This window comes from Verrucomicrobiia bacterium (assembly GCA_035577545.1).
Lineage (GTDB): Bacteria > Verrucomicrobiota > Verrucomicrobiia > Palsa-1439 > Palsa-1439 > Palsa-1439.
Genome location: DATLVI010000044.1, coordinates 104,826 through 121,798 on the forward strand (window position 1 = coordinate 104,826; position 16,973 = coordinate 121,798).

General features: G+C 58.5%; 11 protein-coding genes. 6 read left to right on the forward strand and 5 right to left on the reverse strand.

Translation table 11 applies throughout. The annotated features are described in order from the left end of the window. Positions 1–10 precede the first annotated feature (10 nt). Complete coding sequence (locus VNL17_16320; GenBank protein HXI85646.1) at positions 11–3,091, reverse strand: UvrD-helicase domain-containing protein; 3,081 nt, start codon at positions 3,089–3,091, stop codon at positions 11–13. Beyond that, a complete protein-coding gene (locus VNL17_16325; GenBank protein ID HXI85647.1) occupies positions 3,088–5,949 on the reverse strand; it encodes a PD-(D/E)XK nuclease family protein in 2,862 nt (953 codons plus the stop codon). The genes VNL17_16320 and VNL17_16325 overlap by 4 nt, the downstream gene beginning before the upstream one ends. 5 nt (positions 5,950–5,954) lie before the next feature. On the opposite strand from VNL17_16325, the gene VNL17_16330 reads away from it, so the two are divergent. After that, the gene (locus tag VNL17_16330; GenBank protein ID HXI85648.1) at positions 5,955–7,067 is read left to right on the forward strand and encodes an LptF/LptG family permease; all 1,113 of its coding nucleotides are present in this window, start codon (positions 5,955–5,957) and stop codon (positions 7,065–7,067) included. Here the strand turns inward: VNL17_16330 and aroF are convergent. Further along, positions 7,064–8,089 carry a 3-deoxy-7-phosphoheptulonate synthase gene (gene aroF, locus VNL17_16335; GenBank protein ID HXI85649.1) on the reverse strand — a complete coding sequence of 342 codons (1,026 nt, stop codon included), beginning with the start codon at positions 8,087–8,089 and terminating at the stop codon, positions 7,064–7,066. The genes VNL17_16330 and aroF overlap by 4 nt on opposite strands. A 372-nt stretch (positions 8,090–8,461) precedes the next feature. Here aroF and VNL17_16340 point away from each other — a divergent pair, with 372 nt between their 5' ends. The 4 genes from VNL17_16340 to VNL17_16355 all read left to right on the forward strand — a co-directional run bounded on the left by VNL17_16340 (position 8,462) and on the right by VNL17_16355 (position 10,755). Further along, positions 8,462–8,977, forward strand: coding sequence for a hypothetical protein (locus tag VNL17_16340; GenBank protein ID HXI85650.1), 516 nt, complete (start codon positions 8,462–8,464; stop codon positions 8,975–8,977). A gap of 107 nt (positions 8,978–9,084) precedes the next feature. Further along, positions 9,085–9,354: a hypothetical protein gene (locus VNL17_16345; protein ID HXI85651.1), complete on the forward strand. Its 270-nt coding sequence runs from the start codon at positions 9,085–9,087 to the stop codon at positions 9,352–9,354. After that, positions 9,341–9,694 (forward strand): hypothetical protein, encoded by a 354-nt coding sequence (locus tag VNL17_16350; GenBank protein ID HXI85652.1) that lies wholly within the window; start codon positions 9,341–9,343, stop codon positions 9,692–9,694. The genes VNL17_16345 and VNL17_16350 overlap by 14 nt, the downstream gene beginning before the upstream one ends. A 71-nt stretch (positions 9,695–9,765) precedes the next feature. Next, entirely contained in the window at positions 9,766–10,755 is a 990-nt protein-coding gene (locus tag VNL17_16355; GenBank protein HXI85653.1) for a hypothetical protein, read from the forward strand. A 524-nt stretch (positions 10,756–11,279) separates the two neighbouring features. Here VNL17_16355 and VNL17_16360 read toward each other — a convergent pair. Further along, the gene (locus VNL17_16360) at positions 11,280–12,668 is read right to left on the reverse strand and encodes an ATP-binding protein (protein ID HXI85654.1); all 1,389 of its coding nucleotides are present in this window, start codon (positions 12,666–12,668) and stop codon (positions 11,280–11,282) included. A gap of 128 nt (positions 12,669–12,796) precedes the next feature. On the opposite strand from VNL17_16360, the gene VNL17_16365 reads away from it, so the two are divergent. Next, on the forward strand, positions 12,797–13,333 hold the full coding sequence (locus VNL17_16365) for a LysM peptidoglycan-binding domain-containing protein (protein ID HXI85655.1): 537 nt from the start codon (positions 12,797–12,799) through the stop codon (positions 13,331–13,333). Between the two features lie 61 nt (positions 13,334–13,394). On the opposite strand, the gene VNL17_16370 is transcribed toward VNL17_16365, so the two are convergent. Next, the gene (locus VNL17_16370) at positions 13,395–16,937 is read right to left on the reverse strand and encodes a DNA polymerase III subunit alpha (GenBank protein HXI85656.1); all 3,543 of its coding nucleotides are present in this window, start codon (positions 16,935–16,937) and stop codon (positions 13,395–13,397) included. Between the last annotated feature and the right edge of the window lie 36 nt (positions 16,938–16,973).

Below are 16,973 nucleotides of genomic sequence, written 5' to 3' on the forward strand. Positions count from 1 at the left end.
ACTTTGATCATCAGTTCACCTGTTGCACCGTCCCGTTCACCAGAAAGAAGAGCAATTTCTGGGCGAGATCGATGCCGGCCACTTGCCGGAGCGCGGCCTCGTAGGCGCGCAATTGTTCTGTGTACTTGTCCACTTCCACGCGAGCGTCTGTCTTGTAATCGACCAATATCCACTGACCTTTCTCGCAAAACAGCAAATCAATCTTGCCCTCCATTAATCCCCCGTCCAGAACCTGGGTGAACGGCAGTTCGCGATAAAGCTGCTCCGCGTTGCGGGCTCGAGCCAGCAAATCGGAACCAATGGCACTGCTGGCTATTTCGACCGCGCGGCGCTTATCTTCATCACTCAGACCCGCCTGCGCAAGGAACTGCTCGATTTGTTTCCGTTGTTCCGCCACGGTCGCCTGCAAATCCACGGTCTCCAGCGCGCCGTGCACGGCAACGCCAAAATCCATCGCCCGCGCCCTTTCTGTGTCGATCGGCTCCTCTTGGGACGGCTCCGACTCGCCGGTCAGTTTTGACGGGCTCTTGCGCACCGTCGACTGCACGGCGCGGGCCAACAACTTCGCCCGAGACGCCTCCCACATGCGCCGTCTATCAATCAATTGCGCCGACGAACCACGTTTGAGGTCCGATTTTCTCGCTACGGCTTGCTTTGCCGTCAGCGATTCCAAGTTGGGCGCTTCCACCAATGCGCTTGCGGCGGGCACAAATCCGCGCGCCAGCAGATCTATCCGCCCGCCTTTCTCAGCGAACCAGGGAATCACCAGCCGTTTCTTCGCGCGCGTGGTGGCGACATACAGCAGCCGAATCTCTTCGGCCTCCTCGCGCTTCTTGCGGTCCGCGTCGGCATCATCGAATCCCGTCGTTCGACGGCTGGCGAACCGGAGTTCGCAACCGCCGTCGCGGCGGAACAACAGCTTTGCGCCCGAATCCGAGGAGCGGCCCGCCAGATCCGGCAACACCACCATGGGGAATTCCAGGCCTTTGGCCTTGTGCATCGTCAGGATGCGCACCACGTTTTCGCTCTCTTCACTCGCGGGGGAAGGTTCTTCCTCAACCCCACCCACAACCGTGTCCCGCAGCCGCCGCACAAACGCGCGCACCGAACGAACACCAGCGGTTTCAAGTTGTCGCGCCAATTCAAGCGCTTTTAGTAGATTCGCCACACATTGGGCCCCGTCCGGCTGACACGCGAAAAATGCCTCGCAAATCCGGGTGCGCGCAAAGACGCGCTCGACGTAACCCGCGACGGAAGAATCATGTCGGCATCCATGCAACTCGCGCAGGAGGGCAAAGGTTTGTTTCACCTGCTCGGTTGCGTCCGTCGCCGTCTCGGCCAGATAATCCATCCCCTGCGTCGCGGAAGTGAGGAACACCAGTTCATCCGCCCAGCCGAATAAAGGGGAGCGAAGAGTGGCGACGAGATTGAGTTTGTCCGCGGGATTATCGAGGCACGACAAGAGCGATGATAGCGTCTGGATTTCCTGTCGCTGGTAGTAGCCCTTCCCGCCAATAACGCGAAATGGCACGCCCTGCTCTTGCAGCACCTCGCCATACGTCTCGACACCTGTGAAGCTGCGGAATAGTAGCGCCACGTCGCCCCATTCGCACGAGCCGCTGTCCACCTGTTGGCGAAGGTACCGCGCGACGGTTGCCGCTTCTACCTTGCGGAGTTCCTCCGCGCTAGCCTTGAGCAACTGCTTCGGACGAAGCAGCGTGACGGCGGCGTCGGTCGTTTGCAACTTCGGCCAGGACGCCAGCCCGATGTACTCCGGCTGATAGTCGCCGTCCGTGGATTTGACGAGGATTTTCGTGAAGACGTCGTTCACCCAATCGAGGATCGTGGACACGCTTCGGAAATTCTGGCGGAAGGTCAGGACCCTTCCTTTACGCTCGATCTCGCGGCGCGTGCCGGCATACATTTCGATGTCTGCACGTCGGAATCCGTAAATGCTCTGCTTCGGGTCGCCGACCACGAACAGCTTGCCGGGTGCGCCTTCACCGAGCAGCAGCACGACTTCGGTTTGCACCGGATCGGTGTCCTGAAACTCGTCGATGAGCACGAATTTGAACCGCTGTTGCAGCTCGCGCCTTACCGCAGCGTTCGCGCGGAGCAAATCCCGCGTTTTCACCAACAGGTCGTCGAAATCCAGCAGCGCGCGGTCGTGCTTGGCTTTCTGGAAGTGATCGACAAATCCGCGCAGCCAGGCGACAAGCTCCACAAGGAAATTGTGGTCCGCCGCAGCTACAAAACTTTCCAGCAGTGAACCAAGCTGCTTGATTGTGTCCCGCAACTCACGAAATGCATCCTTGTCGTCCAAATGCGCCATGGCCTTTGGAGGGGTCAGTTCCAGTGACCGAAGGACGGCAATCCTGCGTTCCGAAGGGGCGCGCGACAGCGACGGCAGGCTATCCAACAACGTTCGTGTTCGCAGGTAGGCATTCTCGCTCCGCGCTGTGAAATGTTTCAGGCAGCGCTCCACCGTCGGCGCGGCGGATTTCAATTCGGCCACAATAGCGTCAACATCCAACGGCTCCGGTGTCGGCCACTTCACCGCGGCGAGGCGGTCACGATGCTCTACCAACAGCGTCGCCAGTTCCGGAAGCGTGTCCAGCTCCACCCCGAACATCAGTGCTTGGCGAAGAGCGGATGGATTTTTCCCCAATTCGGCTTCGAGCCACTCGTCCCATGCTTCTTCAAATAACAGTCGCCGCTGCAGCTCGTCCGCGACGGCAAACAAGGGATCGACGACGGCCTCAATCGGTCGCTCCCGTAAGACCCAGGCGCAGAAGGAATGGATCGTTGTGATGTGTGCGCGCTCCAGGTCCGAGAGAGCTTCTCTCCGTTTGTTCCCCTTGAGCGCTTCCTCCAACTTCTCGCGTAACCGCACTTTCAATTCACCGGCTGCCTTCTCGGTGAAGGTGATCGCCACGATCTCGCTGAGGCTGGCGCGCCCGCTCTCTACGGCGGAGACGATACGCGCGACCAGCGCCGTGGTCTTGCCCGTGCCGGCGGCCGCCTCGACGAAGAACGTCGTGTCTAGATCGGTGGCCGCGGCTTCGCGTTCCTTGAGATCAACGGGTTTCATTCGACTTTTTCCTTGATCGCACGAAACTCTTCCATGTGCGCGTCGCCCTGCTTCAGGCCGTACAGCTTCAAGATGCCGTTGCCGCAGATGGGGCGGAAATCGCAGCGGCGACAGCCTTCCACGGTGGCGTGCTGTGCGAAGACACCACTGCGAATCATCGTGGCCGCCGTATCCAGCAAGTGGGTGAGAGCCGCACGTTGCTCATCCAGCGCGGAGCGCGAGAAGATGACGGTGCGATAACCGCCGCGCAAGGTGAAGTAAAGGTAACTGGCCGATTCGACCGTGGCCTTCGGCAATAACTGCTGCGCCGCGAGGATGTACAACGGCAACTGCAGCGCTTCGCCGCCTGCGAGTGAGTCGTCACGCACTCCCCGGGGTTGCTTGCCAGTTTTGTAATCGAGAACCCGCGCCCGTGAGCCGTCGTCATGGAGATCAATGCGGTCGATCTTGCCGCGCAGGCGGATGGGGGGCGCGACGGCGATGCCATTAAACTCCTCTTCGAATTTTGCCGGCTGCCAGCCGGCGGCGGTCGCACGATCGCGCTCGACGAAGGCGCTCAGCTCCTCCACGACCACCTGTTTTTTGATTTCCCAGACGGTCGGGTAGCCCGTTACACCGCGCCGCTCGAACTCGCGGAAATGCTTTTCGGCGACCGCGACAACGTCGCGCGCGCGCGACTTGTAATAATCCTCCAAGATCGAATGATAGAGCGAGCCGAGATCGAGGGCGTTGATGGAAAGCGCGGCCTCGGGTTCCTCCCAAGACTCGATTCCCAGCACGTGTTTCTGGAAATAATAAAATGGACAGCCAAAGAAATCCTCCAGCGACGTGGTGCTGATGATGAGTTTTTCCAGATCAAACCGACTCCGCAGGAGTTTCAACGCCTCGGGAGTAGTGAGCAATCCATCGTATGCTGTCAGTTGGCGCTCGCGCCAGCGGGTGTGGACATTGGTTACACCGTCGGCCAGTAGCGGCGATACCTGCCGCAGATAGGGGGACCTGTCCCCGAGCGATTCCAGCGCCGCGAGGTCGAACTCACGTTCGGTCAGCGGTTCGTCAACGGCACGGATCGGCGAGAGTGGAATAATGCGCGCCTGTTTCTCCAGGTCCGGGAAACTGGTTGCCCCGGCATGTTCCAACAGCAGGAATGAAGCAAGGCGGGGACGCGACGTGGCGGGCTCCAGACGCGGCCAGCTCAGTACGAGTTCTTCGCGGGCCGCCGCGACGGCGAGCGAGAACAACAATCGCTCTTCATCGTAGCCGCCCAATTTGCGCGGCAACTCGGTGCTGACGCGTGCACGCTCATCATCGAGCAGCAATGGGTCTTCGCGGATGACGCGCGGAAACCGTTTCTCGACGAGGCCCGGCACGATCACCAGCGGCCACGACAAACCGCGCGCGCTCATCACGTCGCCGGCGAAGATGCCGCCGCCCTGGAATTTTTCGGGTTGGTCCATGGCCGATTCGAGCGACTTCTGGCAGTACTCGGCAAACGTATCGAATGGCACACGCGGTTGGAACACTTCCAACTCGGCCAGCTCCTCAACGCAAGCGACTACGGCCTCGTTTTTTCCGCCCAACGCACGAAAAGCCCGGACGAGCTTCGTGCCGTACTCATTCCACCCCGCTTCGTCGGGCAAGCCGCCGAGTAACGAGATGAGCTGTTTCATAAATGCGAGCGACTGCTGGGCGGTGCGCTGACGCCGTTCATGGGTCGGGTCCGAGGCGACGCCTTCCAAGCGTGTGAGCCATTGTTCTTGTCCGCCGACAATGCCCAGTTGCACCGAGAGCGCGTCCCAATGCGAACTCGGGGTCAGGTGGCCGGCCAGTTCCATCACCGTTGCGCGACTGAAATCGGAGCGAATCGTTTCCAGCAACAACAAGAGGAGTCGCGCGTCGCTTTGTTCCGCGAGCGGACGGCCGCCACGGAAATAGGTTTTGATCCCGAGATTGGCGAGCGTGTCGCGCAGTACCGCATCGTACTGATCGCGGCTACGGCAAAGGATCGCCACGTCGTTGAACGTGCGGCCTTCCTTGCCCACAAATGCCAAGGCCTCGCGCAACGCTTCCTGGACTTCGCTGGTTTCACCCGGACAGGAAAGAATCGTGGTGGGCGGATGATTGTCCGCAGGAGGAGGTGCGACGGATTTGTAGCCCTGTGACTTGAACCAATCCAGAAGCGGCTCGGCGTAGGCGTTGGGACCCGTCCACGGAAAGAAGATCGTGGTGGGAGCCAGCTTGCTCACAAATTGGCGTTGCACGGTGGTGAGATCATAGAAGCCGTAGAGCAGGACCGTGGACTTTTGGCCGGAGAGTTCAGAATTCAAATATAGATCAGGTTCTGTGACAAAATCGTGTTCCGTGAGCCACTGGCGATACGCGGCATAGGCGGCGGCCAATTCGGAAAGCTTCTTTGACCGGCCCGCGGCCTTTCGGAACGTGTCAGGCGCAAGACCCGCTTGTTCGAGGTCCTTGAAAGTCTCCAGCAGTGCACCGCGAAAACCGCGTGTTTCACGGACAGGCGCGAAATAACCATCCGCCGGGATCACCGTTTTTGTGATCTGGCCGCAAAGAAGTTCGAGCCCCAACCGCGGGGCGAGACGGGCGGGTGGCAGCAGGTCCGTAAGCGTGCTGAACCGCAAATTGGCGTGGCCATTGGTCAGGTCTTTCGCAAGTTTTCGCCGCAAATGCAGACCGAGCAAGCGGGTGGGAACGACAATGGTAAGCGGCGCGAGCGGGCCGTTGGCCTTCCGAAATGCCACGATTTCGGCAGCGAGAGCTGTTTCGAGCGTCGGCTGAAATGGGCCGAGATGGATTTTGCGTGGCGTTGGAGGCGAAAAGTTGCTAGTCGTACGCACAGCGAATGAAGATTCTGTCAAAGTATATCACACGGCAGGCGGTCATCACGCTGTTTTTCACGATGGGCGTCTTCACTTTCGTGTTGTTGCTGGCGCGCATATTGAAGCAGCTCAGCGACATGCTGGTGAACCAGAAGGTGGGGCTGGACATCGTCGGGTACTTCGTGCTGCTGGTGACGCCGAATATTCTCAGCTTTTCGTTGCCGATGGCAATGCTGGCGACGGCGCTGCTGGTGTTCGGTCGCATGAGCGCCGACAACGAGATCACCGCCATGCGCTCGTGCGGGGTCAGCCTCGGGCAGGTAATGGCGCCAGTGATCCTGCTCGCGGCGGTGATGAGCGTGTTGTGCCTGTACATCAATGCGAACGTGGCGCCGTGGTGCAAATTCCAGTTCAAGACGATGTTCGTCCGGCTCGGCTCGGAGCGGCCGATGGCGTTGATCCAGGAAGGAACGTACATCAAGGATTTTCCGGGCTACGTGATCTACGCCGGCCGAAAAAAGGAGAACCTGATCGAGGATGTGATGCTCTACACACTCGACGACAGCAACAACGTCATCTCCAGCCTGCGGGCGGAAAAAGGCGTCGTTACGGCGAAACCGGAGGAGCACAAACTGTTGCTCGACCTGTACAACGTGCGCGGCGACCTGCGTGACCAGAAAGACCCGACCAACGTCCATAAGATCCACCCCGACACCACGGCCGCGCGCTATCCCATCGAGATGGACCTGAGCCGGGCGCTGCGACAGGCGCGCGCCAGCCGGCAATTGAGCGACCTGGTCTTTTCCGAACTGCTGGGAGAAATCCGTGATCTGCGCCGACGGGGGATTTATCCTGCCGCCGCCCTGGTGGAAGCCCATCAACGCGTGGCGGGAGCGGTCGCGTGCCTGGCGTTCACCCTGATCGGCATCCCGCTCGGCATCAAGACGAGTCGGCGCGAAACATCCGTTGGCATAGCCCTGAGCCTGGGGTTGGCGCTTTGTTTCTACTTTGTGACGGTCCTCGCGAACACGCTCAAGAGCCGTCCCTACCTCTACCCCGAGGCGATCCTTTGGTCGCCAAACCTCTTTTTCGAACTTCTCGGATTGTGGCTGCTCTGGCGTGTCGCGCGGGCTTAGCCGGAACCCATCTGTTTCCCCATCACTTCGACCAGCGGGCTGATTTCCGCCATCAACTGGCCGAACTGTTTTGGCGTGAGCTGCTGGCCGCCGTCGCTCAGGGCGGTGGCGGGGTCGGGATGGACTTCCACCAGCAGGCCGTCGGCGCCGACGGCGACAGCGGCGCGCGCGAGCGGGAGGACCATATCGGCGCGGCCGGCGGCGTGGCTGGGGTCGACGAACACCGGCAGATGCGTTTCCTTTTTCGCCACGGCAACGGCGCTCAGGTCGAGCGTGTTGCGGCAGGCATGTTCGAAGGTGCGGATGCCCCGCTCGCAGAGGATGACCTTGGTGTTGCCGTGCAAACAGATGTATTCGGCGGCGAGGAGCCATTCATCGACCAGGCCGGAGACGCCGCGTTTCAGCAGGATGGTCTTGCCGGAAGCGGCGGCGGCGGCGAGCAGCGGGACGTTTTGCGCGTTGCGCGCGCCGATTTGCAGCACGTCGGCGCAGGCTGCGACCATCTCGACGTCCTGGGGCGACAGGACCTCGGTGACGATCGGCAGGCCGGTGGCCGCGCGGGCTTGTTGCAAGAGTTCCAGCCCTTCGCGGCCCAAACCCTGGAAGTCGTACGGCGAAGTGCGAGGCTTGAACGCGCCGCCCCGGAAGAGGGTTGCGCCGTACGACTTCACCGCTTTCGCGGTTTCGATTGTCTGCGTGGCAGTCTCGACCGAACACGGGCCGGCCACCACGTGGAAGGTGCCGCCGCCAATTTTGCGCCCGGCCACATCGAGCACGGAGTCACGGGCCTGGTATTCGCGGCTGACGAGCTTGTACTTCTTTTGGATGGGGGTAACGCTCTCCACCTGCGGGAAGACCACGAGCGATTCGAGGGTGTGATGGCTGCGCTCGTCGCCGATGCAGGCGACGACCGTCCGCTCGACGCCACGGATCAGGCGCGGTTCATAGTTGAACTTCTTCACGGCGTCGGCCACTTGTTGAATTTCCTGTTCGCTGCTTCCCGGTCTTAGCACGATAATCATTCCTTTGCTCCTTCCACGCGCGGTACGGTTTTTGGCAATAAAAAAACCGCCCCGCTTCCGCGGGACGGTTTGGTGTCAACGTTACCTACATCAACACGCGGCCCGCAGACAGGGCTGGCTAAAATAAAACCAATACCACGCCTGAACTGCGGTGCTGTGCTGAGAAATTGCCTTCATTTACGTGAAGCAGGATAGCAGGCGGGAGGCTGTTTGTCAATGGCGGTGATGACCCGGGTAGGCCGTATTTTTGCGCTTTTCTCGGGGTTCCGTCCCGGGTTCAATGGCTCGGATCTGATCCAGTGCCTTCGCAATTCAAATCAGCGCACGATCCGACCGGGCTGGAACTCTATGGTAAAATGCAGGGACTCAAAAATGCGCAGGCCTTTCTCCAACAACGTGATTTTCTACGATACCGAGTTTTCAAATCTCGATCCGTATACGGGCGAGATTCTGTCGATTGGGATGGTGAAGATATCGGGAGAAGAACTTTATCTTGAACTGGAACATACTGGTCCCGTCGGTGATTGGGTGAAGGAGCATATCATCCCCACACTGAAGAGCCCACGCGCTACGCGTGAAGAGGCCCGGCAAAGGATCAAGGAATTTGTGGGCGATGGAAAGCCGTATGCGGTCAGCTATGTGAACGCCTACGACACGCTGTATTTCTACAAGTTGTTCGGTGTGGACAACCAGCCTTGTTATTGGCTGCCCGTGGATCTATCGTCGATCATATTTGGCGTCGGCAAGGATCCCGAGAAGCTGTTGGAGTTCGCTGCGGAACTCGGGATTAATACGAAACAATACACGCAACACCATGCGCTGCATGATGCCCGGCTGGTACGGGATGTTTATATGAAGTTCTTTGTGATTGAGCCAACGCAATCATGAACTTCAAACGTGGGATACGGCTGGTTCCTTCGGATGAGGCCAGCAGATGAAGAAGGTGTCATCGGGTGTGACTCCGTTGCAGTCGTTAGCCGGGAAAATCGATGAACATGAAGACGAAGTGGACTCTGTGCGGCGTTATCGTAGCTGTATTTGTTGTTATCCTGACAGGCTGGAGACTTCGATGGGTATTCTCTTTATTGGTATGGCCGGCCTACTGGTTCAGTCGCAGTCTCGTTCGCACCATGGGTTGGTTCGAGGACGGTGAAATGAGCGAGAGATTGGAGGAGCGGCGCCTTCGTCGGCACACGGAGCAGATGGAGCGGATGGCGATGAGACGGAAGCCAGAGACGAACGGCAAGACAGATGGCAAAGACTGACATCGCTTCATCCGAATCGGCTCCCGACGAGCCGCAGCTCGTATTGGTATGGATCCCCGAGCAAATCGGGCCACGCGACAGAAGCGCGAAGTACGAGGATCCATTGGATGCGGCACTCAAGAAGGAGGCAGTTGGTGAGGTGAACGGCGGAGATACGCGATTGTCTGCTTCCAACGCAGACGGCACGAGGAGCATTGAATGGGTCGGTCTCGATGTTGACCTGTCGGATTTCGAGAAAGGTTTGCCGATTCTCAAGCGCGAGTTGTTGCGCCTGGGCGCACCGGCCGGTACGATCCTCGAGTATTCGCGAAATGGCCAGAAGCTGGAGGAGCGGCTATGATGGCCGTTAACAAATCGCTGGAGCGAACACAGCCGAGCGCCCGCGTCGCTCTGTCTGAACGTTCGACAACTATGAAGCGTGCAGCGGTCATCATCCTGAGCCTCCTGGCTGGGTTACCAGCCCGGTTGCTGGCAGCGCCTCCCTTGGAGGACATTCTCAAGGCGCTGGAGCACGTGGACGGACAGATCGGCGTAGTGAAGACCGAAGGCCATACCCATGAATACTTGTGGGATGCCGCGACCGGATCATGGAAAATCACCCCGGTGACGTCCACTTTCACTTGTGTCATCGAGAACAAATGGAAAGGCCGGTACGTCCTAGATCAGAATCCCTCGGTCAACCGATGGATCGACGGGACAGCGCCTTATTTGGCCATGTGGACGACGGAGTTTCGAGACGGGGATGGTTTCATCACCTACTTGAGCAAGACGACCCAACTTTACGATGGCACTCAATTCCTGGGCGTAGCGCAGTCGCGGTGCGCGGGCTACCAGGCTAGTCGAAGGAAAGAGCCGGAGTACTCCACGGAACCGGCAGAGACGCTTTTCTCGGGACTTACTTTTACAGGATGGGGGGCCGTCAGACATACTCCGGTTCAAGCACCGACGATATTTAAGGGCATCGTTGTGTCGGACACCAAAAACGGCATGACCCGGGTACACTATACGGCATCGGAGATTTGCGTGGGATTCGATTTCGTCCTCGACCCCAAGAAGAATTTCGCGCTGGTGCGGTACGCTTATTCCGACAATCGGCAACTGACTACCGCGGATGAAGAGCGGACGTTTACCTACGAAGTTCTTGAGCACCGGCAAATCGCCGATGGCGTCTGGTATCCGGTCCACTACACTTCAACCGAGAGATATTCCAAAGAGTACGCACCGGCGATGCATCTACAGTTTCCGCAAAGAGATGACCTCCAGGAACGCAATCGTTACGTGTCGCGCAGAATGGAAGTTGTGTTGAGCAACGTTACAATCCTGGAGGGCCGAGAGGCTGAGACGAATCTCACGGTAAGCCTGCCGGAGGGGACGACTGTCATCAACGAAGGCGAACACTGATGAATGTCGAGTCCTGAGTTTGCCGGTACTCGGTTGCCGAGACAACGACATCGCGGCGTGTCCCCTTGGGCCCTGTTGCCGCAAAAACGACATCGCGGCGCGTCGCGCAGTCAGTGCTGCACTCCGCTTCCTTCTGGACATCGGATTCCGATAGTTGTATCGTCCGTGGTATGTGCTTTGAGAGCATGAGGAAAGACAAGGTGCCCGCGTCGCCCAGGGGGAATCCGCCTTCGGCTACGATGCGACAAGGGGGGGTTGCGCAAGAAATGTGTAATTCTACCAAACGAACCCAATTTTTTTTACGAAAATTTACGACACAACTATTTGCACATAAAATATTTGGATATAAAATCCATCTAAAAGACAATTGGGTTCGTTTTGGAAAACGAACCCAATTTCGGGGGTGTTTTGAGCGGTTGCCCCGCTGTTTGGCGAAGAAAAAGGCGGTGAAAACGACGAATTGGGTGGGGCGAATCCGGACCGGGAGCGAAGGCAAGCGGTGCACCCGCCCTACAAAGAGGAGGTCAAGCCCGGGCTTTGGTGGGCTGTTTGGGGTCGGTGGTGCGCTTGCCGAAGTACCCGTTCCAAACAACATCGAGGCCTTCGAGGGTCAACTTGGGGGGCGTCTTGTGAAGACGACAGCGATCGATCACACGATCAATCAGGTCGCGCGGGTCGCACGATTTCGCGATGCGGCCTTCCTCTTGATACTTCTGGAGCAGGTGCGCGACCATGCTCACATCCGGGGCCAGACCGCGCGCGCGGGCGTAGCGCAAGAAGATTTCCGTGAACGTCTCGGGGCTGGGAGCCTCGGCGTGGAGGCGGTAGCCCATGCGGCGCATGAACGCCTCATCTTCCAGGTCGGATTCGGTAAGGTTGGTGGCGAAGACGACAATCTGCTCGAAGGGCACCTGGATTTTCTTGCCGGTGCTGAGCGTGAGATAATCGATGCGATATTCCAGCGGGACAATCCAGCGATTCAGCAGTTCGGTCGCCGAACAGCGTTGACGGCCGAGGTCATCGACCACGAGCACGCCACCGTTGGATTTGATGTGCAGGGGCGCTTCGTAAAAGCGTTGCGTTTCGGTGAAGGAGAGATCAAGGCTTTGCAACGTCAGCTCGCCGCCGGCCACCACGAGGGGCGGACTGATCCGTATCCAGCGTCGGTCGTAGCCGTCATTGGGGTGCTTGACCGGCACGTGGTTATGGGTGTCGAAAATGCGGATGACCTGTCCATCGACTTCAATGGCGTAAGGGATCCACACTTCACCCGGAATCGCGTCGACAAGCGCGCGGGCAGTGGCGGTCTTGCCGTTACCCGAGGGCCCCGTCAAAAACAAGCTGCGGCCCGAGCCAATGACCAATCCGAGGATCTCCTTGGCGTAGTCCGAGAGGATGAGAGTGGACATGGCCTGGTCGAGCGACTGGCGCGAGGAGGGCGGACGGTTGCGGACCTGCTGGGTGATCATCTCGGTGTAGGCTTTCAGCGAGACGGGAGCGGGCCCGGCGTAACTGCAGAAATTGGTGAGACGGCGCAGCGCTTCCCAGCCGTGGTCGAGCATCGCATAGCGATGATTGTGCAAGCCGACAACGCCTTTGGCCTCGATGAATTTCTCCTGGCACAGTCGCTGGAGGAGGGCCTCAGTGATCATCATGCCCAGACGCATGCGGGTGGCGATGCTGAACGTGGTGCAATCGACGTCGAGGGGGACTGTCTTCAACGCCAGATCCGCGAGGAAGCCAGGATTGACATCCAGGTCCTCGAGTTTTTCCGGAAAGGGGGGAACAAACCAGTCGGCGGGATTGGTGAAAAGCGGGGCGATGGAATCGGGAGGGGTTGCGGGTGCGAGCGCGTCGTCCGACTCCAATCCGACCGTCAATTCCTCAGTATGCTGAACATCAACTGTGCCCATAAATTCTGGCTCGGGAGACTGGAAAGCATGATTCAGGCCATTACTTGTTGGGTTGGAAAAATGAAACTTATTGTGGGGCAATATATTCGGGACTTGCAACGATTCCATGCCGTTTCTAGACTGCGACCATGAAACACAGGAAACTTCTCAAATTTGCCATGATTTTGGTCACTTGCGTGGTAACCGCCCTGCCAGCGCGTGCCCAGGAACAAACCGTCGCCCAGCAGTTATCCATCCTCGATGAACGCCTTAGCAAGCTGCGGGCGGATGTCGATGCGCTGCAGTTCAACCAGCAGCAAATCCAGCAGGACATCAAACTGGTCCAGGGTCAAATGGACGAGGTCCGTCGCACGGGTCCCGGCGCCTCGGCGAATGATCTGGCGGCGCTCGAGGCGCGCGTAAAGGCTTTGGATGCCGCGCGCGAGACGGATAAAAAGGTCATCATCGATCAGCTCGCGAAGGAACTGGCGGCGATGAGCGGGTCGCACGGTAGCAAGGCGGCGACCACCCCGGCAACGACCGGCAACGAGCACATCGTGGCCGCAGGCGAAACGTTGACGTCGATTGCGAAAAGCAGCGGGGTCACTATCGCTGATTTGAGAAAAGCCAATAACCTGACGAGTGATTCCCTGAAAGTCGGCCAGAAGCTTGTTATTCCGAAATGAAAGCTTCACCCGGAGTTTGTCCCGGAAATCTCGGGGGGCCGGGTTTCCTGGTGAGGTTGGCCTAGGAAGCCGCCGCCGCCGGCACGCCTCGCTGTTCCCACGGGCGACTGCGGCGGACTTCATTGGTCGCGGCCAGCTTCTCGGTGTCGACTTTGAGCCAGACGCTTTCTTCACCGAGGATTCCTTCCACGTCGCGCACGAATTGCTGCGTGGGAGCCACCGAGAAATGTTCATGCGCTTCGAGGAAGACCAGTTTACCGTCGGGGTACATAAAGCAAAACATGACCGGCACCTCGCCTTTGTGCTTTCGCAGAACCTCCTGAACGCGCGCAAGGGTCGAATCCTCCGTGGTGCCCGCGGAGATGCGAATGTGCGCGGCTTTCGTGAATTTCTTGGGCACATCGCCCAGAGGAATGATCTGGTCAGCGACGATCTTCGGCTTGTCCTCGCGCAGGTTGATCATCCCGCTCAGGAATATTGCGGCGTCCGCTTTCAAGTTGGAGGCGAACCGGGCATACGACTCGGGAAAGACCAGAACCTCGACCGCCCCATCGAGATCTTCGAGCGTCATGATTGCCATCGGCTTCCCCTGCTTCGTCGTCTTGGGCACCAGTTTGCTGATGATCCCGCCGATGCGCGCCACCTGCCCGTCCTGAAGTTGCCCGAGCTTTCCCGAAGAGGCCATTTCGTAGCGCTTCAGGATTTCGGCATACTCGCTCAAGGGGTGGCCCGTCACGTAGAAGCCCAGCAATTCTTTCTCGAACGCCAGCATTTCGCCCTGTGTCCACTCGACCGACGGCAGTTGGCCGGTAACTTTTTTTCGCGCGTTCACCGGCTCCACGTCGAACAGCGCCGCCTGACCGCGCTCGCGATCGCGTTGTACTGTTGCCGCCCGGCTCATCTGGTATTCGACGGCCGCAAAAACCTGCGCTCGCGGCTCGTCCAACGAATCAAACGCGCCGCACTTCGCGAGACATTCCAGCACCTTGCGGTTGACGATCCGGAGATCGACACGCGTGCAGAAATCCTCAAAAGACGTGAATCGTCCACTCGCATTGCGCACCTGGATGACGTTTTGCACGGCGACTTCACCGACGTTCTTGATCGCCGCGAGGCCAAACCGAATCTTGCCATCGCCCACAGTGAACCGAACGCCGCTCTCATTGACGTCGGGCGCCTGCACCTCGATGCCCATACGTTTGCACTCGTTGATGAAAAGCTGGATCTTGTCAGTATTGGCCAGTTCGTTGGACAGGAGCGCGGCCATGAACTCGACCGGGTAGTTGGCCTTCAGCCAGGCCGTCTGGTACGCGACGATGGCATACGCTGCGCTGTGGGACTTGTTGAAGCCGTACCCGGCAAACTTCGCCAGTGTGTCGAAAATCTGGTTGGCTTTGGGACGGGGAATCTTGTTCTTATCGTGGCACCCCTTAATGAAGATCTCGCGTTGCTTCTCCATTTCCTCAGGCTTCTTCTTGCCCATTGCGCGGCGCAGCACGTCGGCGCCGCCGAGCGAATAGCCCGCGAGCATGTTCGCGGCCTGCATCACCTGCTCCTGGTACACAAAGACGCCAAACGTTTCCTTGAGAATCGAATCGAGCAATGGGTGGTCATAGGCGACCTTGACCTTGCCATGTTTGCGGTTGACGTAGTCGTCGAGCATGTTCATCGGCCCGGGTCGGAACAACGCGATGAGCGCGATGATGACGTCGATGGAGTCCACACCTATGCGGCGACACAAGTCGCGCATCCCCTGCGATTCCAACTGGAACACACCGATGGTATTGGCCTTCGCCAGCAGCTCGAATGTCTTCTTGTCCTCAAGCGGAATTTTGTCGATGTCGAGGCGCTGTCCGGTGGTCTCCTCAATGATATCGAGCGCGTCCTTGATAACCGTCAACGTCTTCAACCCGAGAAAGTCCATCTTCAACAAACCGAGGTCGCCCAACGGATTCATCGAGTACTGGGTAACGATTTCGTTCGAGTTTGTGCCGGTGGTAAGCGGGACGATATTCGTGAGCGGCTCCGCGCCGATCACCACGCCGGCCGCGTGCGTCGAAGCGTTACGGGAAATCCCTTCAAGCGTGTACCCGTAATCGATCACGCGTTTAACGTTCGGCTCATTCTGGTAGGCTGTCTTCAACTCGGGATTGATGTCCATGGCCTTCTTCAGCGTCATCCCAATGTCAGGCGGGATCATCTTCGCAATGCGGTCGCACTCGCTGTAGCTCAGGCCCATAACGCGGCCCACGTCGCGCACCACCATTTTCGCGCCGAGCGTGCCGAACGTAATGATTTGCGCGACGCGATCGTCACCGTACTTTTTGCGCACGTAATCGATGACTTCCGGGCGGCGGTTGTAGCAGAAATCCATGTCGATATCGGGCGGCGAAATGCGCTCGGGATTCAGAAAACGCTCGAAAAGCAAATTATAGCGAAGTGGATCGATGTCCGTGATCTTCAGCAGATACGCCACCACGCTGCCGGCCGCGCTGCCGCGGCCGGGACCGACGGGTATCCCATTGGTCCTCGCAAAGTGCACGAAGTCCCAGACAATCAGGAAGTAACTGACGAATCCCGTCTTCTCCATGATCTTCAGTTCGAACTCCACGCGCTCGACAATCGACTTCTCCTGTTCGTCCTTCGGTTTCTTCCACTCAATGCCATACCGGTCGTGCAGACCCTGGACACACAAATGCCGCAGATAATGCTCGCGCGTAAAACCGTCGGGCGGTTGATAAACGGGAAATCGCAGCTTGCCAAATTCGAGCAAAAGATTGCACTTCTCCGCGACGGCCACGGTGTTTTTCAGCGCCTCGGGAACTTCGGCGAACAACTCATGCATCTCCTCGGGCGTCCGCAGATAAAACTGCTCGGACACATAGCGCATGCGTTTCTCGTCGGCGAGCAACGATTGCGTTTGCAAGCAGATCAGGCAATCATGCGCCTCCCAGTGCTGGCGCTCGACGTAATGCACGTCGTTGGTCGCGACCAGCGGGAGATTGAATTCCTTCGCCCACGGAATAAGCGTGCGATTGACCGTGCGTTGCTCCTCGATGCCGTGGTTCTGTAGTTCCACATAGAAATCGCCCGGCTCAAAGATCTGCCGATAGTCGTCCAGCGAGGCCTTGGCCTGGTCGAGTTGGCCTTCCTTGATTTGGAACGGCACTTCACCCTTGAGGCACGAGGTGAGCCCAATCAGTCCCTTCGAATGTTGCGCGAGGATTTCCTTGTCGATGCGCGGCTTGTAGTAGAAACCTTCGAGGTGGGCCTTGGAGACAAGCTGGACGAGGTTCTTGTAACCAACTTCGTCCTTTGCCAGCAGAACCAAATGATACGCGGCATCGCGAGCGTTCGTGGATTTTTTTTCGCGGCGGCTGCCCGGGGCGATATATGTCTCGCACCCGATGATCGGCTTCAGCCCCTTCTCCTGCGCGGTCTTGTAGAACTCGATAGCGCCATACATGTTGCCGTGATCAGTCATCGCCACAGCTGGCATTTTGTATTCGTGCGCTTTGTCGACAACGTCGGAAATACGGCACGCTCCGTCGAGCAGGCTGTACTCGGTGTGCAAGTGAAGATGGACAAAATCAGAGTGCTTCATCAAAACTCCCAGACTCTACTCCTCTCACTCTAGGCA